Here is a 25,619-nt window from a genome sequence, read left to right as displayed (position 1 = left end):
TTCATGGCGAAATCAGAAGAGGAACGAGAAGCCTGCGTAGAAGCTGATGTTGTTGAGGACGTCGGAGGACGGCTCGGCCACCAAATCCCGGCCGAGGATGATGTCCTCGCGGTAATTCTTCTTCGTCTTCGGATCCACGCCGTCGAACTTCTCGTACTTGCAGCTGCCACTGAGCTGCAGCGAGCTGAACTCCTGGCCACCGGCGCGCGCGGCCTCCAGCGTCTCGAAGTCCGCCAGGTTGCAGCCGTCCACCTTGTCCACGCGCGCCGTGTAGATGAGGTCCCTCACCTCCAGGCGCAGCGCGTACGACTCGCCGAACTGGAGCCGGAACCCACCGCCCACCGAGCCGAGGAACTTATTGCCCGTGTCACCGAAGCGCGCCGGCACGTTGTAGCGCTGCCCGTCGACCTCGTTGGAGACCTCCGGTCGGATGAGGTGCCGCGTGGAGCCCACGCCCGCGCCGCCGCTCAGCACCAGGCTGAACTGCGCCAGCTTGTCGTCGAGGAACGCGAACTTCCCGTACAGCGGCGTCACCTCCACGCCCGCCTGCGCGCCCCAGACGAGCAGCAGCGACGAGGCGGCCTGGGCCTGCTCGCGCACCTTGTCGATGAGCTCCAGGTTGAAGTCGCTCTCGTTGGTGTGCCAGTTGTACTGGCCCGTCACCTGGAGCGCGAAGTTCTCCTGCAGGTGGTAGCTGTAGTGCAGCGCCGTGCCCGCGTGGTTGGTGTACTTGCCGTTCACCTGGACGACGGCCGGGTACAGCGCCAGCTCGTGCTTGCTCTCGTCCGCGAAGCGCTTCTTCTGGACGATGTGCAGCGACACGTTCGGGTTGTAGAGCGGCGCGCCATTCACCAGTCGCTGCTGCTGGACGTCCGTGGTGCGCGGTGCCTCGTCCGATGAGGCCAGCACCGGCGCGTCTTCCGGCGTCACCGGCGCGTCCACGTCGCGCGCGCGCTCGGGCTCGGACAGCACGGGCTGCTCGTCCTGTGCGTCATCCATGGGCGCGAGCGCGGGCTCGATTTTCGGCGCCTCGACGGCCTCCGTGGGCACGGTGGGATCCGGACGTGACGTCGGAGCGCGAGGCACCTCCGGCTTCGGCTCCGGAGGCCGCGCGGGAGGCGGAGGCACGGACGTCTCCGCGCCCGGCCCGGGCACGGACGGAGCCTCCTCCGCCTGGGCGAGCACGACAGCGGGCGTCGGGAAGCGCGGAGGGGCGGCCTGGGCCGCCGCCGCGACGAGGAGCGCGAGGGACAGAATCGGTCGCATGGTTTTCAGGAAGCCCTAGAAGGAAAAGGTGTAGCCGAGGTCGAACTGCACCAGGTGCGTGAGGCCGGGACTGGAGGCGACATCACCCGTCACCCGCCCCGCCTCCCAGTCGTCGCGGACCAGGTTGACGCGGTAGTTGTCGCGGAACACCCAGTCGCGCAGCTCCAGCCGCACGCCGTGCTTTTCGAGGATGAAGAAGCGGAAGCCCACCGCCGCGGACACCACCGGCGCCACGCGCGTCTCGCGCACCCAGTAGTTCTCCGAAGCGGAGCCCCGGTCGTCCAACGAGGTGCGGTTGTCACAGACGCCCAGATCCCGATCCACCACCTGCGAGCACTGGATGACGGAGTTGCGCTGGAAGCTGCCCACCCCGCCGCCCGCCCAGACGTACGCCTGGAAGTGCGCGGGCAGGTCGGACACCAGGCTCAGCTTTCCGTAGATGGGCGCCCACCGGACGCCGGCCACCCCGTGGAAGTTCATCTCCCAGAGGTCCTCCAGCTCGTCCGTGACGCGCTTGTCCTCGCGCGCCAGGAAGCTCTCGGAGATGGAGCGCGCCAGGCCCGTGTGGCGGCTGGCCGCATAACCGGCGCGCGCCTCCACGGCGAACGTGTTGAAGAGGTTGTAGGCGACGCCGGCGGAGAAGAAGTAGTGCGCCGTCAGGTGCGTCTGGAGGGGCAACCCCACCCCCAGCGACGCCTCCAGGTGTCCGCCCGGCTCGTACAGCCGATTGCGGACAACGACGTTGTCGAGGACGGCCTCGTCATCCTGCGCGGCGGCCCCAGTGGCCGCCAGCCAGATCAGCAGTGGAGCAAAGACGCGGAGCGTGCGTGCGTTCATGGTTCCTGCCCGGCCCAAGGGGATGGGCCGCCGTGTGCGGGAGTCCAAAGCCTCCCCCATCCAGGGCGCCTGCGTCACCCGACGCCAGGTGCCTTCGTGGCGCATCCATGTGCGCACGGCTTCCACTCACGACAAGCCACGGAACCCACGGGGCGGAATTATTTTCACCCTCGGGCAACCGCGCCGCCCACCGGTCAACGTTTCGAGGCGGAGAAACGCCCACGCCTGGGCACGACACAGGCCACGGCTTCCCACCGGGAGCACCCCCGTGCCCCTCCGGCCTCCGTGAAGCCCGCAAAAGAAAACGCCCCGCCCGGATGCCCGACGAATCGGGCCCGGAAGCGGGGCGTCAGGAGCGCTTCAGAGGAAGACGCTCAGCAGCGGATCAACCGCGGCGCGCGGCCTTGTGCTGCTCGCGCATCGCCACCTTGATGCTGGGGCGCAGGAAGACGATGGCGTTGTTGTGGCCGGGGACGGCGCCCTTGACCAGCACAAGGCCCTTCTCCAGATCCACTTCGACGACGGTCAGGTTCTGCGTGGTGACCTGCTCCACGCCGTAGTGACCCGGCATCTTCTTGTTGGGGTACACGCGGCCCGGCGTCTTACGCTGACCGATGGCGCCCGGGTGACGCTGATACTCGTGCGTACCGTGCGTCTTGGTCTGCGAACCCTTGAAGCTCCAGCGGCGCATGACGCCGGAGAAGCCACGACCCTTGGTCACGCCCGTGACATCCACGAGCTGACCCTTGGAGAAGAGGTCCGCCTTGACGGCGTCGCCGACGTTGAAGGAGGTGGCCTCCTCCACCGTGACGCGGAACTCCTTCACGTGGCGGCGATACGGGACGTTGGCCTTCTTGAAGAAGCCCCGCTCGCACTTGTTCAGAATCTTCTCGCGAATCTCACCAAAGCCCAGGGTGACCGCGGAGTACTGATCCTTCTCCGGGGTACGCTTGCCCACGACCTGGCAGGTGCTCACGTCGATGACCGTCACGGGAACGAGGTTGCCCTCGTCATTGAACACCTGGGTCATCCCGATTTTCTTGCCAATCAGACCCTTCACGTCGTCCTCACACTGCCAGCGCGCGTAGGCGCGGAAAAACCCAATAAAATCAATGATCTGGCCCGCGAACTACACTGCGGTCCCCAGGAAGCGGCGCAATGTAGCAGACATACCCCCCACGTCAAGCACTACGGGCGGGGGGGTACCTCACTGAGCGCGATCAAGCCTTGGGTAGAAGGCCGCGAGCTGCGCGTCAGCGATGCGCTGAGCGTACACGTCCTCGCCCAGCAGGAACAGCGCTTGATCCAGATAATCCTCGGCCGCCTTCACCTGTTCCTCCAACGTGGCGATGGTTTGATCCACTTCCGCCATGCGCTGGTCGTGCTCGGCCAGCCGGGCCTCGGCCTCGTCCTCCATCTCCAACAGGCGCTTGTGCGCCAGGATGCCGGGGGCGCCGGGCTGACCGGGCTCCGGGGTGAGGGCGGTGGACAGCCGGAGGTCCAGGTCCTCGACTTCCCGGCCGAGCCGCATCTGGGTGAGGCGGTTCTTCTTGAGGTTGGTGCGCGCGACGTCGATGCGGGCAACGTCCTGTCGCGTCAGCTCCATGTCGGCGATCTTCTTCTCCAGCTTGATGAGGCCATCGGCGGCGTAGCGCAGCTCCGCGCGCCGGGTGGCGAGCGTCTTGCGCAGGTCGTTGACCTTGCCGTCGATGGCGTCCACCGCCTTCTTCCATTTGCGGACGATGGCCTGGTGGCCGACCTTCTCCGCTTCCTGCTCGTCGAGGAACGCCTGATAGGCGGCGTCCTCATCGTTCATCTCCTGCTCGAGCGCCGCCAGTTCGTCACGGCGCGCCACCACCGCTTCCTCCGCCTTGTAGACACGGTCCATGGAGCGGGGGCAGTTCGGCTTGCCCGGGAGCCTGTCCCGGGCGAGGTCGCCGAGCTGAAAGATGAGATCGTCGTAGCTCTCCTTCGCCATGGGCGGATTTCTACGCCCAACACGCGGGGACTGTCACCGGGAGAGCGAGCGCCCGACGCGCGTTTTCAGGAGTCGGCGGGCGCGGCGGCGGCGGTGGAGCTGGCCATGGTGGACGCGGCCAGGGCTCCTTCGGCCAGGGCGAGCAGCTCCCGGGCACGGTCCTGCTCCTCGGTGCGGTTGAGCTCGCAGACCCACGCCGAGGACAGGTCCGCCTGCTGCCGGGCCAGCTCGGCGGTCGTCTCGTAGCGCGCGGCGGACGCTCGGGCGAAGGCGCCCTCCCGCCGCAGCTCCAGGAGCGTGTCCGCGTCCAGCTCGATTTCCTCGGGAGGCACCGGCAGGGGCCCCCGTCCCAGCGCCGCCAGTCGCGCGAGCAGCCGCGAGGCGTGCGCCCGGCAGAACGCGGCGAGCACCATCAGCCTCGCGCGGACCCTGGCGTCCATGATCCGCTCGGCGAGCATCGTCATCCGCCGGGCGGAGACGACCTCCGCCTCCCACGCGGCCGCCAGTGCCGCGGCCAGCCGGGTATGCCTCGCACCCATCTACGTCCCCCGATCCCTACCCACTTCGAGCCCAACGTAGGGATGGGTGCCGCCGGATTCAACCGAGTGCGCGCTCGACCATCCAGTACCCACCAGCGGCGAGGATGCACACGGACAACACTCGCACCGCCCCGCGGTGCACCGAGGGCCTGCGTTGGAGCATGCGAAGAGGCGGCAGCAGCACCACGACGACCAGGGCCTGCCCCAGCTCCACGCCCAGGTTGAAGCCCACCAGCCCCTTCACCACCGAGTCCCCCAGGCCATAGCCCGCCAGCACGCTCGCGAAGCCGAAGCCGTGCACCAGCCCGAAGAGGAAGGTGATGAGCGCCCGGTGGCGGTGCTCGCGCAGCACCAGGTTCTCCACCGCCACATAGATGATGGACGCGGCGATGGCGGCCTCCACCCAGCGCACCCGATCTCCGTCGAGCACCACCCAGCCGAGCGCGGTGGCCCCCAGCGTAATCGAGTGCGCCACGGTGAAGGACGTCACCAGGAGCAGCACCCGCTTGAGCCCGCCTCCCACCAGCAGCACCGCGAGCAGGAAGGCGAGGTGGTCCACGCCCTCGAAGATGTGGCGCAGGCCCAGCCCCACCCAGCCGCCAAACCCGCTGACGGCCGACGAGGCCCCCTGCCCCGGCCCGGGAATGGCCAGCGACGGCTGCGCGGCGTCCGCGAAGAGCGCCCCGGGCATTTCCCCCTCCACCGCGCTGCCGAGGATGACCCGGTAGCCCGCGGGCAGCACCGACAGCACGGCATAGCGCTGCTGAAGCGGCCCCTCCGGACACGTGAAAATCGCCGACAGCTCCACGAAGGTCTGCCGGAGGAGCGCCGCGTGGGACGTGCGCGCGCAGGGCTGGCCGCCGGCGGTGAGCGGCATCGCGTCCCATACGCCGACTTCCAGCGAGGGCCTGCGGGCGTCGAGATCCGCCTGGGACACCGTGCCGTCCCCGTCCGCGTCGGCCGGGGCGAGCAGGCCCAGCGTGCCCGAGGTGAGGGTGACGACCTGGCGCACCTCGGCCTCGGCGGGCCCGGCGCGACGCACCTGGGTGTAGAGGATGTCGGCGTCGTGGGCGGAGGCGGCGCTCGGAAGCAGCAACAGGCCCGCGAGCAGCGCTCCCCAGGGAAACTTCGTCATGGCGCGCGAGCCTGCCGCCCCGGCGCGCCCGCGTCCACCGCACCCTGGTCTATTCCGGAATGATCTCCAGCTGGACCTGCTGCCGACCACTCAGGCCGCCATGCCGCGCGCCGCAGCGGGGACAGAAGATGAGCTGATCCCACTCCCAGAGCAGCTTCACGTCCTCCCCACAGCACAGCATGGGAATCACGCGCAGCAGCTCGTCCGGCTCCGGCTCCATGGGGCCCGGCAGCGACTCCGGCGCCACCGCGACGAACGTGGGACTGGGGTTGAGCGACAGCGTGCGCGAGACGTGCGCGAGCTGCTCGTAGCGGACGTGGTTGGCCCACGCGCGCGCCACCGACTCCAGATGTGTCTGCTGCGCCGGGGTGAGGAAGCCGTCCGCCTCCGCGCGGTGGCCACAGTAGGGGCAGCGCCACACGGGCAGCCCCTCCTCGCTCTCGTGCGCGTTCTCCAGCGCGAAGAACGCCTGCAGCTTGTGCAGCAACGCGCGAGCGTCATGCGGGCCTGGCCGCGTCTTGAACGGGCGCATGCAACTGGGACACTCGCGGCGCGTGAAGCCCGCGGTATCCCGAGGCAGCTCCACGCCCTCCGCCTCCAGGCCCTGGCCGCTCATGACAGCGCCGTCCGCCGGCCCCGCGACACCACGCCCACCACGAAGGCGAGCAGCGCGAAGAGCAGGAACAGGTGCACCCAGTACCCTTCGGTGGAACCCGCGGTGAGCCCCAGCCCCCACAGCACCATCAGGATCATCCCTATCGTCCAGTACACGCGGCACCTCCCCTGTCCCCTACCCGGACCGGCGCAAGCTAGGAACGCGAATGCCCACCGGCAACCCAGGGCCGCCTCCCGTCCTTTTCACAGGAAGCAAAGTTCCCTGTCCGGGCATTTTTTCCGACCGGTGAGAAGCCGCTCACCCCGTGAGGCCGTCGGAGTTCCAAGAGATCTAAAGGAGATAGAGGCGCGCAACCCCCGCCAAGGGCGCTGGCATGGCGCCTGCTTGGGTGTCTCCCCGTCGGAGTCAACGCGAGTGAGTGACTCCGTGAGCGCTGTGGCACGGGTTGCTGGGGAGGGTGGGATGAGGGGTTGGACGGTGGCGGTGACGACGGCTGCGATGCTGGTGGGAACGGGTGCCCAGGCCTTTCCGGTGCAGGTGCCTTCAGGTCCGCAGGGTGAGCCCGCGGAGGTGACGCAGCTGCGCACCCGGCTGGAGCAGCGGGAGCTGGAGCTGAAGACGGCGCTGGCGAAGCTGCAGGCGTACGAGGACGAGGCGCTCCACGCGGAGGCGGAGCGGCTGGGCGTGGTGGAGCTGGTGAAGGCGTCGGGCCTGCCGGTGCACCAGCAGCGCCGGCTGTCGGTGGCCATCGTCCGCGAGGCCCAGCGCAACAACGTGGACCCGCTCCTGGTGGTCGCCGTCATCAAGTGCGAGAGCTCCTTCAACAACTACGCGGTGTCCCACGTGGGTGCCATGGGACTGATGCAGGTGATGCCGGACACGGGCACGTGGCTGGCGGACAAGGCCGGCTTCCGGCTGGGCCGCAGCACCAACCTGTTCGACGCGGAGACGAACGTGGCGCTGGGCACCGCGTACCTGGCCAACCTCATCGAGCGCTTCGGCTCCGTGGAGAAGGCTTTGGTCGCCTACAACGCGGGCCCCGGACTGGCCCGGCGCATCCTCGCGAAGAAGGAAGCGCGCACGAAGTTCATGGCCGGCTACCCCACCAAGGTGGTGAAGGAGTTCCGGAAGCTGAAGGCCCACCAGGAGCGTCAGCTCACCCTGGCCGATCAGCAGAAGACGATTGACCGCCAGGGTTGATCGCCAGGCAACACCCCGGGCGCCCGTCACCTGACAGTCGCGTCAAAGTTACCAAGCGGGGGCTGAAATTCCTTCCCGCCCCGGTGCAGTGTTCGCGCCCGGCGGTGCACCCCATGGATTTTCCATGGGTTTTCCGGTCGCTGGACTGGCCCGGAATGTGCTCCTGCCGCCGTGCCCAATTCGTTGGCACAGCGCGCACACGGCATCCAAGGGAGAGCACAGCAATGGCGGGTTTGCAGATCCACCGCGAGGACGTCGCAGGTCACGTCACCCTTCGTTTGGAAGGGGTACTGGACGGGAAGACGGCCCAGGAGGTCGAGACGTCTCTGGAGGGGCTGAAGGGGTGTGAGGTGGTGCTGGACTTCACCCATCTGCGCGAGTTCAAGGACAGCGCGGTGGGGGTGTTGACGCGGAACATGGCGAACTCGGTGAAGCTGCGCGGGCTGGCCACGCATCACGAGCGGATGTTCCGCTACTTCGGGGTGGGCGCCAGCGTCGCGCCACGGCGGCCATACTACACCCCGGAGGACGTGCTCTCCCTCTGAGCCGACAAGGGAGCGGGCGTCCCTGGAGGGCGCCCCGGAGTCTGGCGTGTTGGCACCCGGAGGAGTCGGCTAGAGTGGCGGCAGATGAACCAGCCCGCCCGCGTTCTCGCCGCCGCCGCCCCCTCCCCCGCAACCGCGCGCACGGCGATGGAACGCATCGCCGCCGAGCTTGGCCGGGCCGTCCAGGGCAAGGAAGCCCAGGCCCGGCTGGTGGCGACGTGCCTGGTCTCTGGTGGGCACCTGTTGCTGGAGGACGTGCCGGGTGTCGGGAAGACCACGTTGGCGGAGGCCCTGGCCCGCGCGTGCGGGCTGAGCTTCTCGCGGGTCCAGTTCACCGCGGACCTGATGCCGGCCGACATCCTGGGCGCGCAGATCTTCCACGCGCAGACGGCCACCTTCCAGTTCCGCCCCGGTCCCCTCTTCCGCCAGTTGGTGCTCGCGGATGAGCTGAACCGCGCCCCGCCCCGCACGCAGTCCGCGCTGCTGGAGGCCATGGCGCAGGGCCAGGTGTCGCTGGATGGGAGCACCCACGCGCTGCCCTCGCCCTTCACCGTGGTGGCCACGCAGAACCCGGTGGACTTCTCCGGCACCTATCCCCTGCCGGATTCCCAACTGGACCGCTTCATGCTGCGCCTGTCGCTGGGGCACCCCGCACCGGACGTGGAGGCGAAGCTTCTGGCCACCCGAGGGCGCGCGCCGCCCCTGGATGCCGTGCAGACGGTGTCCAGCCCCGAGGAAGTGGCCCAGCTGCGAGAGCTCTCCGCGGAGCTGCGGCTGGATGGCACGGTGGCCGACTACGTGGTGCGACTGGCGCGGGCCACGCGTGAGCACGGCGACATCGAGCGAGGCGCTTCCACCCGCGCGGTGCTGGCGTTGGGCGCGGCGGCTCGGACGCAGGCGCTGTGGGAGGCGCGTGACTTCGTGACGCCTGGGGACGTGCGGGCGGTGCTGGTGCCGTGCTGGGCGCACCGCGTGCTCTTGCGCAGCGCCGTGCAGGGCGTGGCGGCGCGGGACGAGGCGGCGCACCTGCTGGAGGAGCTCACCCGAAAGGTGCCGGCGCCGCGGTGAAGCTCCGCCTGAAGCAACGCTGGGCGCGCCTTCGCGTCTGGCTGCGGCCCCCGCGCACCCTCAAGGTGACGCGCATCGGTCGCACCTACCTGGTGGTGACGTTCGGCGTGGGCCTGGGCGCGCTCAACACCGGCAACAACCTGCTGTACCTGCTGCTGGGCCTGCTTTTGAGCATGGTGGTGGTGTCCGGAGTGTTGTCGGAGCGGTGCATCCGGGACATCTCCGTGCGGCGTGTGGGCACGGACGCGGCCTTCGCCGCCGAGCCCTTCGCCTTCCGCTGGGCCGTGTCCCGCAAGCAGGGCCATGCCTTCGCCCTCACCTTCTCGGAAGCGGACTCCCCGCTGGTGGGCGGGGGCGGCGTGGGCTACCTGCCGGCGAACGTGGAGCACGTGGTGCGGGCCGACCTCACCGCGCCTCGACGGGGGCCGGTGCGACTGACGGGCGTGCGCGTCACGACGACGTGGCCCCTGGGCCTGTTCGCCAAGACGCGCGTGCTCCCGCTCGAAGGCCTGCTGCTCGTCTACCCCCGGCGCGCCTATGCGTGCCAGGAGCCGGGGGACGCGGAGCGCGGGCCCGCGGGCGACGCGGGCAACCCCCGCCGCAACGACGGCAGCGGAGACGTGACGGGCCTGCGGGAGCTGGCCGAGGGTGAGGACGCGCGCCGCATCCACTGGCTCAAGAGCGCGTCTGCGGGGAAGCTGCTGCGCGTGGAGCGCGAGCGCGAGGAGCGCCGCACCTGGGTGCTCGCCGTGGAGCCGGGACTCGAGGGCGCGGCGCTGGAGCGCCGCTGCGAGGAAGTGGCCGCGCTGGCCCACCGGCTGCTCGAGGAGGGCCATGAGGTGGGGCTCAACACCACCGACCAGCGGCTGCGCTCCGGTGCGGGCTCCGCTCAGGAGAAACGCATCCTCCGGGCCCTGGCGTGGCTGGGCTTCGAGGGGCTTCGCGAAGAAGAAGAGGAGGCGGCATGACGCGGGGCACCCGGCTGCGACTGGTGCTGCGGGACGTGGCCTCCGGGTGCGCCTTCGCTTCGATGGCCGTATCGGGCCAGCTCCCGCTGTGGACGCTGGGCCTCTTCGCCTTCGCGCTGGTGGCGGCCCTGTTCGGCAAGCGCCTGTTCGCCCGGCGCGCGAAGCTCACCGCGCTGCTGCTGCTGGGCGTGGCGGCCGTGCTGGCGGTGAATGTCACGTCCGGGGCCCTGAACCTGGTGGTCGCGGCCTGTGCCTTCGCCGGCCTCATCTCCGCGCATCGGCTGCTGTCCGCGCCGGACCCGGCCACGGATGGACAGGTGCACCTGTCCGGGCTGTTGATGGTGGCCGGTGGCGCGGCGCTGTCGGGCGAGCTGGTCTACGGCCTGTTCCTGGTGGCCTTCAGCGTGCTGTCCAGCGTGTCGATGGCGCTGGGCGTGGTGGAAGCCGCCGTGCCGGAGGGCGAGCCCATCCCGGTGCGCGCCGTGCTCCGCCCTCTGGGCACGGGCGTCACCTTCGCGGTGGCGGGGGCGATGGCCTTCTTCATCCTCTTCCCCCGCCTGAACTGGAACATGACGGGCCCGCGCGCCGCGCCGGGATTGGGCCCCGCGACCGCGGGCTTCTCCAACACCGTGCGGCTGGGCGGCGCGGGCACCATCAAGGACAACCCGCGCATCGTCCTGCGCGCGACGCTGAGCCCGGACCCCGGAGTGGACGCGCTCGGTTCTTACTGGGTGGGCCGCACCTACGACATCTTCGACGGGATGGAGTGGACGAACGCGGGAGGCGTGCGTCGCGAGCGCGAGCCGCTCCTCACGCTGCGCCCCGGCGGGGACAACCTCATCCACCAGCGCGTGGAGCTGCTGCCCGCGTACGGCGCCCGCACACTCATCGCCCTGGAGACGCCGTCGCGGCTGGGCAACGCGGTGGCCAATGGCAGCACCGGCAGCCGGCGCACCTCGCTCCAGGAGCTGGCGGGTGGCGAAGCGCGTTTCCTGGAGGCGGGCGTCTCCTACGCATACGAGGCCTACAGCCTGCCTCCGGGCGGCAGCGGCGACTCCTTCCGGAAGCTGCCCTCCGAGGAGCAGGACGCGCTGCTGGCGCTGCCGGAGGCGTTGGATCCTCGCGTCGCGCAGACGGCGGCGCGCGTGCTCAATGGCGAGCGAGAGCCCATGGCCGCGGCGCAGAAGCTGGCCACGTGGCTCCAGCGTGAGCACGCGTACACGCTGGAGCAGAATGGCGAGCGGGAGGATCCGCTGGCGGACTTCCTCTTCGACCGCAAGGCCGGACACTGCGAGCACTTCGCCACCGCGCTCACGCTGATGCTGCGCACCCAGGGCATCCGCGCGCGGCTGGCCACGGGCTTCTTCGGTGGAGAGCGCGTCAATGACGGCTACGTCCTGCGGGCCGGCGACGCGCACGCATGGACCCACGTGCTGGTGCCCGAGCGGGGCTTCGTCACCGTGGACGCGACGCCGCCCGCTCACCGCCCCAGCCAGGGCTCACGGCTGCTCCAGCGGCTGCTCGGGCTGTATGAAGCGCTGGAGTCGCGGTGGCGCAACTCCGTCGTCGACTACTCCTTCCGGGACCAGGTGGACGTGGCGCGCGCGCTGGTGCGCCCGCCGAAGGGCGCCGAGAACACCGCGAGGAGCCGCCTGCCTCCTGCCCGGGCCTGGGGCGCCGCCCTGGTGGCGGGCATGGTCGTCTATGCGGCGTGGCGACTGGTGACGCGGCTGGCGGGGCGGCCTCGCCCGCACGCGGCCACGCGCTTCGTCGACGCGGTGGAGGCGATGCTCGTCCCGGCGCGACTGGTGCGTGGCGAGGGCGAGACGCTCGAGGACCTGGATGCGCGGCTGGCTCGCGAGGGACATCCGCTGGCGCTCGCGCTGGCACCCGTCACCCGGCGCTACCTGGAAGCGCGCTTCGGTGGACGCCCCCTGCGCCAGGGCGAAGCGGACCAGCTGCTGCGCGCCCTCCAGCAATCCGTCGCGGCCCACGTGAAGCTGGAGGCCCAACGGGCCCGCGCGTCGGAGCCCCGGGCTCGCGCGTCCTGACGCTCGCGAGTCCGGATGCCCCCCGGGCGTCCCTTCGCGCGCGGAAAATGCTCCCGGCCAGCATCCGGCGCCGTCGTTAGCCGTTCTTCACGGGAAGACGACAGCGGCCCAGGCGGCCCTGTCGCCAGGGGTTCCCTTGCCTGGCTGCTGGGCCCCCTCGCTCGCTTCGCGTCAACGGCCGAAGGGCCCTGGCGCTCCTCTTGAGGAGGCGTGTCGTGCACAGACGGGCACATTCTACAGCCGAGAAGTCGCGGCGAGTTCCCAGAGCGGCCGTAACCGTTACAGCCCTCCTTCTTTGTACATGAGCGCAGCATCCGCCAACCCCCCGCAGACATTGGGGAAGGTGTGGGACTTCGCGCTGGCACCGCGGTTGCTCCTGACAGCCTTCGTTCAGTCGTCAAGCGGTCCGAAAACCTAGCGGCCTCGTCAGCGAGGCCCCACGTCGGGAGAAACCATCCATGCAGGCGTCCACCGAGCAGTCGTCCAACTCCGGCTCCCTGGCGATGTACCTCTCGGAGATCAACCACTACAACCTCCTCACCGTGGAGGAAGAGCAGGCACTTGCGCGCAGCTTCATCCGCGGCGAGCTGGCCGCCGGCCACCGGTTGGTCACCTCCAACCTGCGCTTCGTGGTGAAGGTCGCCTACGAGTACCGCTCCTACGGCATCAAGATGTCGGACCTCATCCAGGAGGGGAACATCGGCCTGATGAAGGCCGTGCAGAAGTTCGACCCGGACAAGGGCATCCGCCTCATCTCCTACGCGGTGTGGTGGATTCGCGCGTACATCCAGAACTACATCCTCAAGAGCTGGTCGCTGGTGAAGCTCGGCACCACGCAGGCGCAGCGGAAGCTGTTCTTCAGCCTGGCGCGCACGCGCCGCGAGCTGGAGAAGTTTGGCAACGGCGAGGCCGTGGTGAACGTGGAGGAGATTGCCCGCCGCCTGCACGTGAAGCCGGGCGAGGTGCGGGAGATGGAGCAGCGCATGGGCGGCCGGGACTTGTCCCTGGACGCGCCCATGGGTGAGGACGGTGGCAACAGCCACGTGGACTTCGTGGTGAGCGCCGCCGCGCCGCAGGATGACGAGTTCGCGGACAAGGAAGAGGCGGGCCTCATCAACGCCCGCGTCCGCACCGCGCTGATGCGGTTGGACCCCCGCGAGCGCTTCATCATCGAGCAGCGGGTGATGAACGAGCGCCCCATGACGCTCAAGGAGCTGGGCGAGCATTTCGGGTTCTCCCGGGAGCGTGCCCGTCAGCTGGAGATTCGCGCCAAGGACAAGCTGAAGGCGGAGCTGGCGGCGCTGATGGCGGAGGTGGATCCGGACGCTGCGGCGATGCAGCAGTGAGCCGTGTCTGACGCGGCAGGTCGGTCCCGCTGAGTGCGGGACGCCAGGCGCCTCCTCCCCACTCGGGGTGGGGGCGCTTGTCATTTGTGGGCCATCACTTCGCTGGCGGGCGGGGCCCTGCTAGAAGGGGCCGGATTCCCTCGTAAGGAGCCTTTCGCTTGGCCCACGGTACCCCGCCGGTCGTCGACGAGCGCGTCCCGATCTCGCAATCGCACGCGCCGCACCTGCACATCCCGTACGTCCCACCTGAACAGTCGCCCACGGAGATGACGATTCGAGCCCTGGTGCTCGGCTCGGTCCTGGGCATCGTGTTCGCCGCCTCGTCCGTGTACCTGGCCATCAAGGTCGGCCTCACGGTGTCGGCGTCGATTCCGGTGGCGGTGCTCTCCATCGCCATCTTCCGGGCGCTGGGCAAGTCGAACATCCTGGAGAACACCATCGTCCAGACGACGGGCTCGGCGGGTGAGTCGCTGGCCTTCGGCGTCGCCGCGGCGCTGCCCGCCCTGCTGCTCCTGGGCTACGACATCAGCCTGACGCACGCCTTCCTCGTGGCGGCGCTGGGCGGTGTGCTCGGCGTGCTGATGATGATTCCGCTGCGCCAGGGCCTCATCGTCCAGGAGCACGGCAAGCTGCCCTACCCTGAAGGGACAGCCAGCGCGGACGTGCTCATCGTCGGTGAGCAGGGCGGCACCAACGCGCGCACGGTCATCATCGGCTTCCTGGTGGGCGGCATCTACAAGTTCGCCTACTCCGGCATGAAGCTGTTCCGCGAGGTGCTGAGCACGCCGCTCAAGGGACTCAAGAGCGCGACGCTGTCGACCGAGGTGAGCCCGGAGCTGCTCGGCGTGGGCTACATCATCGGCCCGCGCGTGGCGGCCATCACCTTCGCCGGTGGCGTGCTGAGCTACCTCATCCTCATCCCCGCCATCTCCTTCTTCGGCGCGGGGCTGGACCAGCCGCTGCTGGTGCACAACGGCGCGCTCATCCGGGACATGTCCCCGGACCAGATTCGCAACGCCTACGTGCTCTACATCGGCGCGGGCGCCGTGGCGACCGGCGGCCTCATCAGCCTCATCCGCTCGCTGCCGACCATCATCGGCGCGTTCAAGCGCGGCGTGGAGTCGCTCAAGGCTTCGCGCGGGCAAGGCGGCGGACCGCAGCTGCTTCGCACCGAGCAGGACCTCCCCATCACCGTGGTGCTGGTGGGCAGCGTGGCCCTGGTGCTCCTCATCTGGCTGGCGCCGCCGCTGGAGGTGAACTTCATCTCCGCCATCCTCATCATCGTCTTCGGCTTCTTCTTCGTGACGGTGAGCGCGCGAATCACCGGTGAGATTGGCAGCTCCTCCAACCCCATCTCCGGCATGGTGGTGGCCACGCTGCTCGTCACCTGCCTCGTGTACCTGCTGCTCGGGTGGACCAGCTCCGAGGACCGCTTCATGGCCCTCACCACGGCGGCCATCGTCGGCATCGCCGCCTCCAACGGCGGCACCACCGCGCAGGACTTGAAGACGGCCTACCTGGTGGGCGGCACCCCCAAGAAGCAGCAGATCGCCCTCTTCGTGGGCGTGCTGACCAGCGCCATGTTCATCGGCCTGGTGCTGGTGACGCTGAACAAGGGCGCCACCGTGACGATTCCGGAGCCGCACCCCGGCGTGCAAGTCACGGAGATGACCCAGGAGACGCGCACGCAGTACACCTTCCCGTGGGCCGTGTCCGCGCAGTCCCTGACGTCGCGCGGGCTGGACGAGGCCGCGCTGCGCAAGGCGGCCTGGGCGCAGGGCTATGACCTGGCCTCGCAGGGCGGAGCGATGGAGCTGCGCAGCTGGCGGCAGGTGAGCGCGCAGGACGTCAGCGGCGTGACGCTGAGCCCCACGGGCGGCTCGCAGGTGAAGGTGTCGGAGCTCGGCGCCATCACCGAGGGCCCCCAGCGCACCTTCAAGGAAGGCTACGTGCGCGGCGCGGACACTCCGGTGCCCGCGGGCAAGTACCTGGTGGATGACGGCGGCAGCATCCAGTACGTGGTGGACCCGGGCATCGGCGGCCGTATCAGCTCCTACGAGGGGCAGGCCCTCACCCGCTACGCCGCGCCCAAGGCTCAGCTGTTCTCGCTCATCATCGACGGCATCCTCACGCAGCGGCTGCCGTGGGACCTGGTGCTGCTGGGCGTGTTCATCGCGCTGATGCTGGAGCTGTGCGGCGTGTCCTCACTGCCCTTCGCGGTGGGCGTGTACCTGCCCATCAGCAGCAGCGCGCCGCTCTTCGTCGGCGGCATGGTGCGCTACCTCGTGGACCGCCTGCGCGGTGGCAGCGAGTCCGACTTCTCGCCGGGCACCCTGCTCTCCTCCGGCTACATCGCCGGTGGCTCGATTGCCGGCGTGCTCATCGCCTTCCTCGAAATCGCCACGGATGGCGCGGGCTCACGCGCCATCAACCTGCCGGCAGTGTTCGGCCACGAGGGCGCCTTCGGTGGCTTCCTCAACGCGGTGGGCGAGAGCGAGCTGGCGAGTCCCCTCTGGTCCAACCTGTGGGGCCTGCTCTTCTTCGCCGGCCTGACGCTGTTCCTGCTGCGCTCCGCCCTCAAGGGCACCAGCGCCGCGGTGTCACCGCCGCCCGGTAAGTAGGCCTGTGAGGTGACGGCGCTCCCATGTCTGGGAGCGCCGTTCCTCCAGACACCGTTGAAATCCGAAACGGCTGGCGGCCTTAGAAGTTCGTGTTCTGCGAGCTGTTGACGAGCCTGAGATAGTCGCAGGTGCCGCTCGCGTCCCAGCTCACCCGGAAGAAGCCCCGGTTGCTCAGGGCCTGCTCCCAGAGCGCGGAGACGGCGGCGTTGGGGATGCAGGTGTAGACAACCGGGCTGGTGCCACCTGGCGGGGTGGACCACGAGTCGAAGCTGCGCGTGCCGGTCATCAGGTCTTCACGGAAGGACGCGGACGAGGTCGACGTCGCGTCCTCACGGAAGCCGACGAAATTGCCGTAGCAGAGTCCCGAGCCATCCGCGTTCTTCTGGCAGAAGACTGTCTGTGATTGGAGTCCTCCCCACGCGACGGGAGCGAGCCCCAGGACAGCGAGCGCCACCCCAGGGAACAGAACTCCGCGGAGAAGGGGCTTCGAAAAAGAGAGCTGCTTCATGTTGTGACTCCTGAGCCTTGCGTCGTTCGACTGCTCAAAGGGAAGTGAGACTTACGGCAGGCCATCGAAACCCGGCGCGGGGACGAGCCGGTCCTGGTTGATGGCGACGACGAGTTGCTTGCGGAGCGCGTCCGCCTCGGGGCGACCTCGAAGGTGGACGAGTTCACGTCGAATCTCGAGAACGTCCTCGGCTGTCATGCGCCCGCTGGAGACCACCCGGTCCACCATCATGCCCGCACGCGCCACGGCCTCGCGCTGCTCCGAAGACGGCTCTGGCGCGGTGGGAACGGGAGCCTCCGGCTCGGAAGAGCCCGCGACGGGCCCTCCCGACTCCTTCAGCAAGGTGGCCACCCGCAAGGCCATGGCCTCCTGGTCCTCGACGGAGAGACGACTCTCCCGCGGAGCGAGGATGGTGGCGGTGCCCACCGGGCTCGCTCCAGTCGCGTGGGAGCTGGACTCCAGCGCCCGGCGCAGCGAACCCACTTCGTCGGTGAGCTGCTCCATTCGCTGCGCCTGGGATTGCTGCGCCTGGCTCACCGCGAGCCAGCACCCCACGGCGCACCCCACCGCTGTGGTCAGGCTTGGAAGCCAGCCACGCAACACCTGGGTTGTCATGGAGTGGATCAGAAATGCGAGTACTGGCTGCCGTTGATCAGGAACAGCGAATAGCACTCACCCGCGGCCGACCAGTAGATGGAGAAGAAGCCCCCGTGGTTCATGGCCTTGCTCCACTGCGCCGCCGTCGCCGTATTGGCCGTGCAGTTGAAGTACGTCGTCGTCGTGCCCGAGGTGAGGGCCGCGGAGAAGTACGGCGCGGCGTTGCTCACCCGGGTGAAGGACGCCTGGGTGCTGGCGCCGACGTGGTTGCGAAAGCCAAGGAGACTGCCGTGGCACCGACCGGAGCCATCCGCGTTCTTGTAGCAGTTCGCGGACTCGGTCTCGAAACCAGCGAAGGCAGCGGGAGCGGCCAACAGCGTCGCGACACAGAAAGCCGAGGCTCCGTGCTTCAAGACATCATGCATGTGAATTCCTTGCTCAAGGGAGGCCAGGTGTTTCTGGCCCCTTGAAAAGAACTCTACGAAGAGCCTCTGACACACCACTTCAGAGCGGCGCGATGGAGTCCGGCACCTGCTCCCGCTCGGGCGCAGCCTGCGTGGACGTGGTGCCCTCCGCGCATACGTACTCCGTGCGCAGCGGCGTGACGAAGCCCACCGTGCCCACGTAGACGAGCGCGCCCCACCAGGGCCAGTACACGTCCACGCGCGACACCCCGTGGCGACACTCCGCCGCCGACACGTTGGCCGTCGACAGCCCGTACACCAGGCTCACGCCCGTGCGCGCCTCCGGGAGCCCATCTCGCGGGGCGCCCGTCCGCACGCTCATCCGGAAGCACCCCGTCAGCCCCAGCAGCAACACCCCACAGGCCATGACTCGCAGCATGCGCTCGACACTCCTCCCGGTACGCCGGCCCACGCAAGATACCCGGTAATTCCAGGGCGACGGCGTCGAGGTAGACCCATGTCATCCAAGTCCGCGAACTTCCAACCGCCGCCGGCTGGGGCCCCAGAGGATTTCGCGGTAGGCTGGTGATACCGCCCGAGCGGAGAGTTGCACGCGCATGGCCCATCCCCAAAAGACCCAGGAAGCGAGCACGGAGCCGGAGCAGACGCCGGAGGTCCGCGAGAAGGTGGAGCTGGCGCGCACGTTCGCGTTCCACCTGCTCAAGGGCATCAAGCAGATTGGCATGTACCGCCACAACGATGCGCGCTTCCCGGAGTTCCTCGCCAAGGCGCTGGAGTCCATCACCCAGTACACCGAGAAGTACGGGCCCCTGTCGCTCAAGGTCGAGCAGCAGAACCTGACGCTGCACAACGACTCGCTCTTCACCGAGGACACGCCGCTCCCGTACAAGTTCTTCCGCGACGGCATCCGTCAGCTCATCTTCCGTCCCGGCCTGGCCGTGGAGGAGCTGGTCACCTTCACGATGATTTCCCTGTCGGAGCCGGAGCGCGGCGCCGAGGACGTGCTGGCCCAGCTGTGGCGCGCCGGCATGGAGCACGTCGAGTACGTCGTGGTGGAAGGCTTCTCCATGGAGAACGCCAGCGAGGAGGAGGTGCAGGTCGAGGTGGACAAGGTGGTGGGTTACCTCTACGCGCGCCTCCAGACGAACTCGGACGACTACCTGCGTTTCGCTCGCGTGTCCGCGGAGGACCTGGACGCGAAGCTGGACGGCGTGGAGCAGATTCGCGGCCTCGTCGTCGGCGGGCGGCATGCGTCGGATGACCTGAAGGCGAAGCTCCAGCGCGAGGTGTCGGAGGAAGAAGGCGCGCGGCTGTTCCCCAAGCTGGTGAGCGCCGTGTTCCAGGTGGTGGAAGGCGGCGTCGAGGACGGCGCGCTGCTCGAGGAAATCTTCGTGCAGTTGCTGGACATGCTGCTGCTCCAGGACGACTTCGGCACCATCAATCAAATCGTCCTCAAGCTGCGCGCGCTGTCGCAGAAGGAAGGCGGCGCGCCGCTGGAGAAGCTGCTCGAGTCCTTCCTGCACAAGATGGGCGAGGAGCAGCGGTTGATGCGCCTGGGCGAGTCGCTCAAGGGCTCGCGTCCCAAGCACCCCGCGGACGTGACGCGCTACCTCCAGGCGTTGGGCCGCGACTCCGTCATCCCCCTGCTCACGGTGCTGGAGACGTTGGAGATTCCGGAGAACCGCGCGCTGTTGTGTGACGCGCTGGCCGTCGTCGCGCGAGAGCTGCCGGAGCCCTTCGTGGCGCGGCTGGTCTCAGACCGTCCGCAGACGGTGCGCGACATGGTGTACGTGCTGGAGAAGAGCAACCACCCCGAGCGCATCAAGATGTTCGGCCAGGTGCTCAAGAGCCCCAACCTGGTGGTGAAGCTGGAGGTGCTCAACATCATCGGGCGCGGGCGCACGGGCGAGGCACGCCGCCTCATCTTCGAGGCGCTCGCGGACCCCGTCTCCCAGGTGCGCATGGTGGCGGCGCGGATGCTGCCGGAGTTTGATCGCGACAAGGCGTTCTCCGACTTGATGCGCCTGATTCGAGAGCCCGCGTTCGACAAGAAGACCCCCGACGAGCGCACCGCGTTCTACGCGGCCGTCGGTGCGACGGGCACGCCGGGCGCGCTCTCGCACATGCAGCAACTGCTGGCGGTGAAGCCCTCGTTGCTCAACAAGAAGCGCGTGCTGGAAGACAAGATGCTGGCCGTCGCCGGGCTCCAGGGCGCCTGCTCCATCCAGAGCTACAAAATGATGCAGGCCATCGTCGAGGACCGCACCCAGCCGGTGGAACTGCTCACGGCGGCGCGCAAGGCGATGTACCAGACGCGCAAGACGCTGTTCGGTGACTCGGCGCTCCCAGAGGAGGCATAAGCCCATGGCTGAGAACCTCAAAATCACCCAGAGCCAGGACGAGAGCACCAACGAGTTCGGCCGCGAGCACAACGAGAAGCTCCAGGCCCTCTCGCGCTCCATGGTCGCCGGCCTCTACATGCTGGTGCGCTCCGTGAAGATGTATGACCCGGAGAACGGCGTCTTCCAGAAGCCACTGCACCAGCTCCAGGACATCATCAACCAGATCATCGGCAAGGAAGGCCGACTGGAGCTGGCGGGCGTCAAGGACTCCTTCTACCTGAACAGCATGCTGGTGAAGGTGGACCTGAACTCCATCGAGAACCAGCGATATCTCCTGACGGAGATGCGCGCCAAGGACGTCGGCGGCTTCACGCTCACCAAGCCGGTGACGGTGCCGGACCTGAAGAACTTCATCTGGATCTTCAGCAAGGAGCAGTCGAGCACCTCCGAGGAGGACGGACTCGCGGGCCGCAAGCTGCTCAACATGCGGGTGGCCAAGTTCTCCAAGCTCAAGGAGAAGCTCGACAAGGACATGAACAACGTGGGCGACCAGAAGGTCGATCGCAAGAAGTACGCGATGACCGTCTACGCCCGCTCGGTGTTCTTCCTCAGCAAGTACCTGGAGTCGGTGCGCGCGGGCAAACCCATCAACGCGTCCAAGGCCCTGCGGCTGGTGCAGGACTTCGTGGACATCAGCTACGAGCAGAAGACCCACTTCCTGGGCATGACGACGATGCGGCGCGAGGACGACTACCTCGTGTACCACCAGGTCAACGTGTGCCTGATGTGCATCGTCTTCGGCGCGGAGCTGGGGCTCACGAAGCCGCAGCTGCGAGACCTGGGCTACATCGCCCTCTTCCACGACGCGGGCATGACGACGCTGCCGGAGGAGCTGGCCACCAAGCGCGGGGCGCTGACTCCGGAGGAGCGCGTGGCGGTGCAGCGCGCGCCGCTCATCTCCGTGCGCAACATCCTCATGGAGAAGGGCTTCAGTCGCTCCACCCTGCTGCGCGTCGTGACGACCTTCGAGCACAAGACGGACTTCGGTACCGCGGTGCGCGACTCGCGCGGCAACATCCAGATGATCATCCCGAAGACGAACCTCGGGGCCTACGCGAAGATCATCGCCATCTGCGACGCGTACGACGCGCTCACCTCCAAGCGCCCGTACCGCGATGCCTACGGCCCGGAAGTCGCGCTGATGCTGATGTGGACGGAGATGCGCAACAAGTTCGACCCCGAGCTGCTCGAGGTCTTCATGCGCGTCATGGCCATCCAGCCCGTGAAGGTGCTGTCCAAGCGACAGCAGTCACTCAGCGTTTCCGGCTTGTAGCCGCCGCGCGCTTCTTCGTCGTCGTCTTCCGGGCGGGAGCCTTCTTCGGCTTCGCCTTCGGCTCGGGCTCCGGTGGCGCCTGGGGGCCCCGCAGCAGCTCGAGCGCGGCGGTGAAGTCTTCGGGAAGGGGCGCCTCCAGCGAGAGCGCCTTGCCCGTGCGCGGGTGCGCGAAGGCCAGCTTCCACGCGTGCAGGGCCTGGCGTCCCAACCGCTCCTGCGCGGCCGCGGACTCACCCTTCGGCTTGCGCCCGGCGCCGTACAGCGTGTCCCCGAGCAACGGGTGGCCAGCCTCCGTGAGGTGGACGCGAATCTGATGCGTCCGGCCGGTGAGCAGATCCACCTCCACCAGCGCGGCGCCGTCAAAGGCCTCGAGCACGCGGAAGACGGTGATGGCCGGCTTGCCCTCTCGCACCTTCCCGGTGAAGCGCTGACGGTTCACCGGGTGGCGGCCATAGAGCGTCTCGATGCGCCCTTGCGCGGGGGGCACGCCGTGAACCAGCGCCAGATACGTCTTGGTGACTTCGCGCCCCTTGAAGGACTTCTGGAGCGCGACGAGAGCCCGCTCGCTCTTGGCGACGACGAGGCAGCCCGTGGTGTCCTTGTCCAGGCGGTGGACGATGCCGGGGCGCAGCTCGCCGCCGACGCCAGCCAGGTCCTTCACGCGATGCAAGAGCGCGTTGACCAGGGTTCCCGTCGCGTGTCCCGCGCCCGGGTGCACCACCATGCCCGCCGCCTTGTCGACGACGACGAGGTCCTTGTCCTCGTGCAACACGGACAGGGGCAGCTCCTCGGCCTGAGGAGCGGCGGCCACGGGGGCCGGAACGTGGAGGGTGAGAAGCTCGCCACCGCGCAGGCGCATCGCCGCCTTCACGGGCCTGCCGTCGACGAGCACGTGCCCATCGTCGATGAGGCCCCGGATGCGCGAACGCGTCAGGTCGGTGAAGACGGTGGCGAGGTACTGGTCGATGCGCTCTCCGCGTGAGGCCGGCGGGGCGCGATGATCTCGGGTGTCGGGCGCTGCCACGTGGAGCGGACTACCAGATCTTCGACTTCACGTGCGCCTTGGAGCGCAACACGATGTCGTTGATGGCGCGCTCGAAGAAGTTCGCGTTCGTGTAGACATCCTGGCTGACGCGGCTCTTGTAGAGCTCACGTCCCTCTTCCAGCTCCTCCTTGAGGACCTCGAAGAGGTTGTCCTGCTCGATACCCTTGATGATCTTCTGCTCGTTGTAGAGCGAGATATCCGAGGCAATCGCACGGGCGAGCCGCATCGCCTTGATCTTTTCCTCGTCCGTCATCGTCCTCCCTACATAGGCACCGCTCGGAGGGGAGTCAACTTTCCTTGTGGTACGAGCGCAGGTTGGCAGCTCCCCGGGTCAGCATCACTTCTTGCCCGACTTCTCAGAAGCCAAGCCCAGATAGCTCCTGGACACCTGGAGCGGATCCAACCCCAGCTCGCGGGCCAGGTTCATGAGGATTCCTCGCAGGTACACGGGCGGGGGCAGCAGCGTGTAACGGTCCGCCTCCACGTTCTCCAGATGACGCAAGGAGATACGGGTGCGATCCGCCACCTGATGGAGCGTGAAGCCCCGAGTCTCCCGGACCCTGCGCAGCAGCTCGCCGTTGAACTCGGCGTCGGCGGGGATGTCCGGGAGGCGCGGACGGACATCGCGCACGCGGGCGGAGACCTGGGCCAGGGCGGCTTCGGCCGTGGCGATGGCCGAGTCCTGGGAGAGCACCTGTGCCTCTCCCAGCTGACGGCCCGAGCCGCCCCGGGTCTGCGCGGACGCCCCCGTGCCAGACGCGGTCGAAGGCATGGAACGGGATGTGCCCGTCGACCGACCTGTCGTTGGCGTCACGACGATGGACGTGGCCGGCTCGGGCGCGGGGGGCTCCGCCGACACGGGTGCAACCGGCTGCGCGGAAGCGTCCTGCGCGTTCGACGCAACGGGAGCCTCATCGACCGAGGGATCTTCGGTGGGTGCTGGCGTCGATGCGATGGGGCTCGCCGGAACCTCGGTGCCTTGAGCCTCCGCGCTCGCACCGGCCGACTCCGCCGTGCTCATGCTGGAGCCCTCGGTGCTCGACGCCGCCTGGGCAGCGACCGCACTCGCGCGGATGGCAGCCTCGACGCTTGGCTCGGTCTGGGCGCTCGTCGCGCTCGCGGTGTCGGGAGCCTCGGTGCTCGACGCCGCCTGAGCTGCCACCGAACTCGCGCTGTCGGGAGCCTCGGTGCTCGACGCCGCCTGGGCAGTTACGACACTCGCGCTGTCGGGAACCTCGGTGCTCGACGCCGCCTGGGCAGTTGCCACACTCGCGCTGCTGGGCGCCTCGACGCCCGGCACGGACTGGGCGCTCGTCGCGCTCGCGGTGTCGGGAGCCTCGGAGTTCGACGCCTCGGCGGCGGCACTGGCCGGAACGACGGCCGACGACGTGGCGGAGGACGAATCCGCGCTTGTTTCCACCGAAGCGGAACCCGCCGCGCTCGACTGCGCCACGACGCTCTCCGCCGTCCGCGCCTCCGCGACATTCGCCGGGGCAGACTCACCGCGCGCGGGCGAAGACCCGACGTCCACCCTGCCCGCCGCGGGCATGCCCACGAACCCACCGCCGAACGGCGCGGACTGCAAGGAGCTGGTCACGTACGACAGCGAATAGCCACTGACGAAGCTGGCCCGGAACGCCGCCGGCCCACTCAGCTCGGGCTCCGGCTCCTCCGTCCCCTTCCCTGCCTCGGAGGCAGAGGACGAAGCCGACGACTCCACCGCGCTCGCGAGCGCCTCGGCCGCGCGCTGCACGGGGCCGGAGTCCTTCGCGGGTGCCATCACGGCCTCGGCCACCTTGCGCGCGGGCAGGCCCAGGTCCTTGTCGTACTCGACGCGCAGGTCGGCGTCCGTGAGGATCTCCATCGCCTCCGTCATCCGGGCGCGGAGGGCGTCCACCTGATCCGCATCCACGAGCGCGTACACCGCGATGGAGTCCGGCGCATAGAGTTCCATCAACCGCGAATAGGCGGCGTGGATCTCCTCCATCTGCGCGGTGACAGGGACCTCCAGGAGCTCGTAATAGGTCTGCTGCGCGAAGGGCTTCATGGCGTGGCGGGAATGGGCGTTCCGTCGATTGCGAGCAAGCGCGAGGCGATGCGTTGAATGGCCAGAGCCGCCGGGGAGTCCGGCCGCTCAATCAATACGGGGCGCCGCTTTCGCACCGCGCGCCACGCCTCATCGTCATACCGGATGGCACCCAGGTCATCCATGTCGATCCCAAAGAACTTCTTCCACGCGGAGGCCACGGCTGTTCCCACGTTCAGGTCCGCGTCCGTCCGGGCCTGGTTCACCACCAGCCGGATGCGGAAGGCCGCCAGCTCTCGCTCCAGTCGCTCCGCACCCACGGGGTCCTTGCGCCTCACCTGCTCGAGCACGTCATGCAGCGTGCGCAGCGAGCCCTCCCGGGTCGTCAGGGCGCTGTCCACCAGGTCCCCGATGCCGTACTCGGCCTCCATCTGCTGCAACCGCCGGAAGAAGGCCGCCTTCGCGAAGCGGTATGCGTTCTCCACCGACGTGGGCTCGGGCAACACCACCAGCAGCCCATGGTCCGCCATGATGAAGAAGTCGATGGTGTTGAAGCTCGTGCCCGCGCCCAGGTCCAGGATGAGGTAGTCCGCCTGCGCCCCCAGCAGCGTCTTCAAGAGCTTCTGCTTCTGCGCGTACTTGAGGTTGGCCGCGTCCAGCGCGTCCTGCGCGCCCGCGATGAGCGACAGCCGAGGCACCCCTGTCGGGACGATGACGTCCTCCAGCCGCGCCTTGTTGCGCCGCAAGAAGTCGGACAGCGTCGCCTCCGGCTGCCCCACACCCAGACACGTGTGAAGGTTGGCCCCGCCCAGGTCCGCGTCCACCAGCAACACGTTCAGCCCGGACTGCGCCAGCGCCACGCCCAGGTTGGCGGACACCATCGACTTGCCAATGCCACCCTTCCCGCCGCCCACGGCGATGATGCGACGGGGCCGCGCACGTCGTCCCAATCCCGGCGGCCCCGACTGCACCGGCTCGGAGGTCGGGGTCCCCAGGGCACGGGCATCGGCCAGGGGCGCTCGCGAAGGTTTGGACATGGGCGGTCGCATCAAAGCCCGTCCTACCGCCCGAGTCGACTCCCCGCCAATCCCCGGCCATTTCGTCGATCAATCCCCCCACCACCGAGAGGGATGACACCCAGATTTACAGGGCTCGCATGGCTGACCAGTGAAC

25 protein-coding genes are annotated in these 25,619 nt (G+C 68.6%); 9 read left to right on the top strand and 16 right to left on the bottom strand.

Annotated elements, in window-relative coordinates; translation table 11 throughout:
- Positions 1-12: 12 nt before the first annotated feature.
- From HUA75_RS41245 to HUA75_RS47630, 8 genes are all read right to left on the bottom strand, one after another.
- Positions 13-1,266 (bottom strand): outer membrane beta-barrel domain-containing protein, encoded by a 1,254-nt coding sequence (locus HUA75_RS41245; protein ID WP_174489552.1) that lies wholly within the window; start codon positions 1,264-1,266, stop codon positions 13-15.
- 15 nt (positions 1,267-1,281) lie between these two features.
- Positions 1,282-2,103, bottom strand: a complete 822-nt coding sequence (locus HUA75_RS41240) for an outer membrane beta-barrel domain-containing protein (RefSeq protein WP_141646040.1) — start codon at positions 2,101-2,103, stop codon at positions 1,282-1,284.
- Between the two features lie 385 nt (positions 2,104-2,488).
- Positions 2,489-3,163 carry a 50S ribosomal protein L3 gene (rplC, locus tag HUA75_RS41235; RefSeq protein ID WP_141646041.1) on the bottom strand — a complete coding sequence of 225 codons (675 nt, stop codon included), beginning with the start codon at positions 3,161-3,163 and terminating at the stop codon, positions 2,489-2,491.
- 147 nt (positions 3,164-3,310) lie between these two features.
- Positions 3,311-4,081, bottom strand: a complete 771-nt coding sequence (locus HUA75_RS41230; protein WP_141646042.1) for a hypothetical protein — start codon at positions 4,079-4,081, stop codon at positions 3,311-3,313.
- 65 nt (positions 4,082-4,146) lie between these two features.
- Positions 4,147-4,620, bottom strand: coding sequence for a hypothetical protein (locus tag HUA75_RS41225; protein WP_174459189.1), 474 nt, complete (start codon positions 4,618-4,620; stop codon positions 4,147-4,149).
- Positions 4,621-4,678: 58 nt separating this feature from the next.
- On the bottom strand, positions 4,679-5,755 hold the full coding sequence (locus HUA75_RS41220) for a HupE/UreJ family protein (protein ID WP_174489551.1): 1,077 nt from the start codon (positions 5,753-5,755) through the stop codon (positions 4,679-4,681).
- A gap of 49 nt (positions 5,756-5,804) precedes the next feature.
- Entirely contained in the window at positions 5,805-6,371 is a 567-nt protein-coding gene (locus HUA75_RS41215; protein WP_174459191.1) for a hypothetical protein, read from the bottom strand.
- Positions 6,368-6,526: a lmo0937 family membrane protein gene (locus HUA75_RS47630; protein ID WP_141649494.1), complete on the bottom strand. Its 159-nt coding sequence runs from the start codon at positions 6,524-6,526 to the stop codon at positions 6,368-6,370. The genes HUA75_RS41215 and HUA75_RS47630 overlap by 4 nt, the downstream gene beginning before the upstream one ends.
- A gap of 307 nt (positions 6,527-6,833) precedes the next feature.
- On the opposite strand from HUA75_RS47630, the gene HUA75_RS41205 reads away from it, so the two are divergent.
- The 7 genes from HUA75_RS41205 to HUA75_RS41175 all read left to right on the top strand — a co-directional run bounded on the left by HUA75_RS41205 (position 6,834) and on the right by HUA75_RS41175 (position 16,170).
- Positions 6,834-7,571, top strand: coding sequence for a lytic transglycosylase domain-containing protein (locus HUA75_RS41205; RefSeq protein WP_141647217.1), 738 nt, complete (start codon positions 6,834-6,836; stop codon positions 7,569-7,571).
- A 224-nt stretch (positions 7,572-7,795) separates the two neighbouring features.
- The gene (locus HUA75_RS41200; protein ID WP_174489550.1) at positions 7,796-8,116 is read left to right on the top strand and encodes an STAS domain-containing protein; all 321 of its coding nucleotides are present in this window, start codon (positions 7,796-7,798) and stop codon (positions 8,114-8,116) included.
- An 84-nt stretch (positions 8,117-8,200) separates the two neighbouring features.
- Positions 8,201-9,184, top strand: a complete 984-nt coding sequence (locus HUA75_RS41195; RefSeq protein ID WP_174489549.1) for a MoxR family ATPase — start codon at positions 8,201-8,203, stop codon at positions 9,182-9,184.
- The gene (locus tag HUA75_RS41190; protein WP_141647220.1) at positions 9,181-10,152 is read left to right on the top strand and encodes a DUF58 domain-containing protein; all 972 of its coding nucleotides are present in this window, start codon (positions 9,181-9,183) and stop codon (positions 10,150-10,152) included. The genes HUA75_RS41195 and HUA75_RS41190 overlap by 4 nt, the downstream gene beginning before the upstream one ends.
- Positions 10,149-12,203, top strand: a complete 2,055-nt coding sequence (locus HUA75_RS41185; protein WP_174489548.1) for a DUF3488 and transglutaminase-like domain-containing protein — start codon at positions 10,149-10,151, stop codon at positions 12,201-12,203. Before HUA75_RS41190 ends, HUA75_RS41185 begins: the two co-directional genes overlap by 4 nt.
- A gap of 458 nt (positions 12,204-12,661) precedes the next feature.
- The gene (locus tag HUA75_RS41180) at positions 12,662-13,549 is read left to right on the top strand and encodes an RNA polymerase factor sigma-32 (protein WP_141647222.1); all 888 of its coding nucleotides are present in this window, start codon (positions 12,662-12,664) and stop codon (positions 13,547-13,549) included.
- Between the two features lie 158 nt (positions 13,550-13,707).
- Positions 13,708-16,170 (top strand): OPT family oligopeptide transporter, encoded by a 2,463-nt coding sequence (locus HUA75_RS41175; RefSeq protein ID WP_174467529.1) that lies wholly within the window; start codon positions 13,708-13,710, stop codon positions 16,168-16,170.
- A 79-nt stretch (positions 16,171-16,249) separates the two neighbouring features.
- Here HUA75_RS41175 and HUA75_RS41170 read toward each other — a convergent pair whose 3' ends face one another.
- The 4 genes from HUA75_RS41170 to HUA75_RS41155 all read right to left on the bottom strand — a co-directional run bounded on the left by HUA75_RS41170 (position 16,250) and on the right by HUA75_RS41155 (position 18,118).
- Positions 16,250-16,678: a hypothetical protein gene (locus HUA75_RS41170; protein WP_141647224.1), complete on the bottom strand. Its 429-nt coding sequence runs from the start codon at positions 16,676-16,678 to the stop codon at positions 16,250-16,252.
- A 51-nt stretch (positions 16,679-16,729) separates the two neighbouring features.
- Positions 16,730-17,233 (bottom strand): hypothetical protein, encoded by a 504-nt coding sequence (locus HUA75_RS41165; RefSeq protein WP_141647225.1) that lies wholly within the window; start codon positions 17,231-17,233, stop codon positions 16,730-16,732.
- A gap of 68 nt (positions 17,234-17,301) precedes the next feature.
- On the bottom strand, positions 17,302-17,700 hold the full coding sequence (locus tag HUA75_RS41160) for a hypothetical protein (RefSeq protein ID WP_174489547.1): 399 nt from the start codon (positions 17,698-17,700) through the stop codon (positions 17,302-17,304).
- Positions 17,701-17,779: 79 nt separating this feature from the next.
- Complete coding sequence (locus HUA75_RS41155; RefSeq protein WP_141647227.1) at positions 17,780-18,118, bottom strand: hypothetical protein; 339 nt, start codon at positions 18,116-18,118, stop codon at positions 17,780-17,782.
- A gap of 178 nt (positions 18,119-18,296) precedes the next feature.
- Between HUA75_RS41155 and HUA75_RS41150 the strand changes: the two genes are divergently transcribed.
- Positions 18,297-20,060, top strand: a complete 1,764-nt coding sequence (locus tag HUA75_RS41150; RefSeq protein ID WP_174459195.1) for a HEAT repeat domain-containing protein — start codon at positions 18,297-18,299, stop codon at positions 20,058-20,060.
- A gap of 4 nt (positions 20,061-20,064) precedes the next feature.
- Entirely contained in the window at positions 20,065-21,375 is a 1,311-nt protein-coding gene (locus HUA75_RS41145; protein ID WP_141647229.1) for an HD-GYP domain-containing protein, read from the top strand.
- Here the strand turns inward: HUA75_RS41145 and HUA75_RS41140 are convergent.
- The 4 genes from HUA75_RS41140 to HUA75_RS41125 all read right to left on the bottom strand — a co-directional run bounded on the left by HUA75_RS41140 (position 21,356) and on the right by HUA75_RS41125 (position 25,417).
- Positions 21,356-22,399, bottom strand: coding sequence for an RluA family pseudouridine synthase (locus HUA75_RS41140; RefSeq protein ID WP_141647230.1), 1,044 nt, complete (start codon positions 22,397-22,399; stop codon positions 21,356-21,358). The genes HUA75_RS41145 and HUA75_RS41140 overlap by 20 nt on opposite strands.
- Positions 22,400-22,409: 10 nt before the next feature.
- Complete coding sequence (locus tag HUA75_RS41135) at positions 22,410-22,673, bottom strand: hypothetical protein (protein ID WP_141647231.1); 264 nt, start codon at positions 22,671-22,673, stop codon at positions 22,410-22,412.
- A gap of 84 nt (positions 22,674-22,757) precedes the next feature.
- Entirely contained in the window at positions 22,758-24,467 is a 1,710-nt protein-coding gene (locus HUA75_RS41130; RefSeq protein WP_174489546.1) for a helix-turn-helix domain-containing protein, read from the bottom strand.
- Complete coding sequence (locus HUA75_RS41125) at positions 24,464-25,417, bottom strand: P-loop NTPase (protein WP_141647234.1); 954 nt, start codon at positions 25,415-25,417, stop codon at positions 24,464-24,466. Before HUA75_RS41125 ends, HUA75_RS41130 begins: the two co-directional genes overlap by 4 nt.
- Positions 25,418-25,619 lie beyond the last annotated feature (202 nt).

Origin of the sequence: Myxococcus sp. CA040A, from assembly GCF_013336725.1 — a bacterium.
Lineage (GTDB): Bacteria > Myxococcota > Myxococcia > Myxococcales > Myxococcaceae > Myxococcus > Myxococcus llanfairpwllgwyngyllgogerychwyrndrobwllllantysiliogogogochensis.
This window is presented reverse-complemented; position numbering and strand designations above follow the sequence as displayed.

What these genes read in the sequence shown, in the direction of transcription:
- HUA75_RS41150 (WP_174459195.1), top strand. Translation starts at nt 18,297, where the DNA reads ATGGCCCATCCCCAAAAGACCCAGGAAGCGAGCACGGAGCCGGAGCAG.
- HUA75_RS41160 (WP_174489547.1), bottom strand. Translation starts at nt 17,700, where the DNA reads ATGCATGATGTCTTGAAGCACGGAGCCTCGGCTTTCTGTGTCGCGACG.
- HUA75_RS41195 (WP_174489549.1), top strand. Translation starts at nt 8,201, where the DNA reads ATGAACCAGCCCGCCCGCGTTCTCGCCGCCGCCGCCCCCTCCCCCGCA.
- HUA75_RS41240 (WP_141646040.1), bottom strand. Translation starts at nt 2,103, where the DNA reads ATGAACGCACGCACGCTCCGCGTCTTTGCTCCACTGCTGATCTGGCTG.
- HUA75_RS41200 (WP_174489550.1), top strand. Translation starts at nt 7,796, where the DNA reads ATGGCGGGTTTGCAGATCCACCGCGAGGACGTCGCAGGTCACGTCACC.
- HUA75_RS41230 (WP_141646042.1), bottom strand. Translation starts at nt 4,081, where the DNA reads ATGGCGAAGGAGAGCTACGACGATCTCATCTTTCAGCTCGGCGACCTC.
- HUA75_RS41130 (WP_174489546.1), bottom strand. Translation starts at nt 24,467, where the DNA reads ATGAAGCCCTTCGCGCAGCAGACCTATTACGAGCTCCTGGAGGTCCCT.
- HUA75_RS41145 (WP_141647229.1), top strand. Translation starts at nt 20,065, where the DNA reads ATGGCTGAGAACCTCAAAATCACCCAGAGCCAGGACGAGAGCACCAAC.
- HUA75_RS41225 (WP_174459189.1), bottom strand. Translation starts at nt 4,620, where the DNA reads ATGGGTGCGAGGCATACCCGGCTGGCCGCGGCACTGGCGGCCGCGTGG.
- HUA75_RS41155 (WP_141647227.1), bottom strand. Translation starts at nt 18,118, where the DNA reads ATGCTGCGAGTCATGGCCTGTGGGGTGTTGCTGCTGGGGCTGACGGGG.
- HUA75_RS41170 (WP_141647224.1), bottom strand. Translation starts at nt 16,678, where the DNA reads ATGAAGCAGCTCTCTTTTTCGAAGCCCCTTCTCCGCGGAGTTCTGTTC.
- HUA75_RS41220 (WP_174489551.1), bottom strand. Translation starts at nt 5,755, where the DNA reads ATGACGAAGTTTCCCTGGGGAGCGCTGCTCGCGGGCCTGTTGCTGCTT.
- HUA75_RS41215 (WP_174459191.1), bottom strand. Translation starts at nt 6,371, where the DNA reads ATGAGCGGCCAGGGCCTGGAGGCGGAGGGCGTGGAGCTGCCTCGGGAT.
- HUA75_RS41180 (WP_141647222.1), top strand. Translation starts at nt 12,662, where the DNA reads ATGCAGGCGTCCACCGAGCAGTCGTCCAACTCCGGCTCCCTGGCGATG.
- HUA75_RS41205 (WP_141647217.1), top strand. Translation starts at nt 6,834, where the DNA reads ATGAGGGGTTGGACGGTGGCGGTGACGACGGCTGCGATGCTGGTGGGA.
- HUA75_RS41135 (WP_141647231.1), bottom strand. Translation starts at nt 22,673, where the DNA reads ATGACGGACGAGGAAAAGATCAAGGCGATGCGGCTCGCCCGTGCGATT.
- HUA75_RS41245 (WP_174489552.1), bottom strand. Translation starts at nt 1,266, where the DNA reads ATGCGACCGATTCTGTCCCTCGCGCTCCTCGTCGCGGCGGCGGCCCAG.
- HUA75_RS41185 (WP_174489548.1), top strand. Translation starts at nt 10,149, where the DNA reads ATGACGCGGGGCACCCGGCTGCGACTGGTGCTGCGGGACGTGGCCTCC.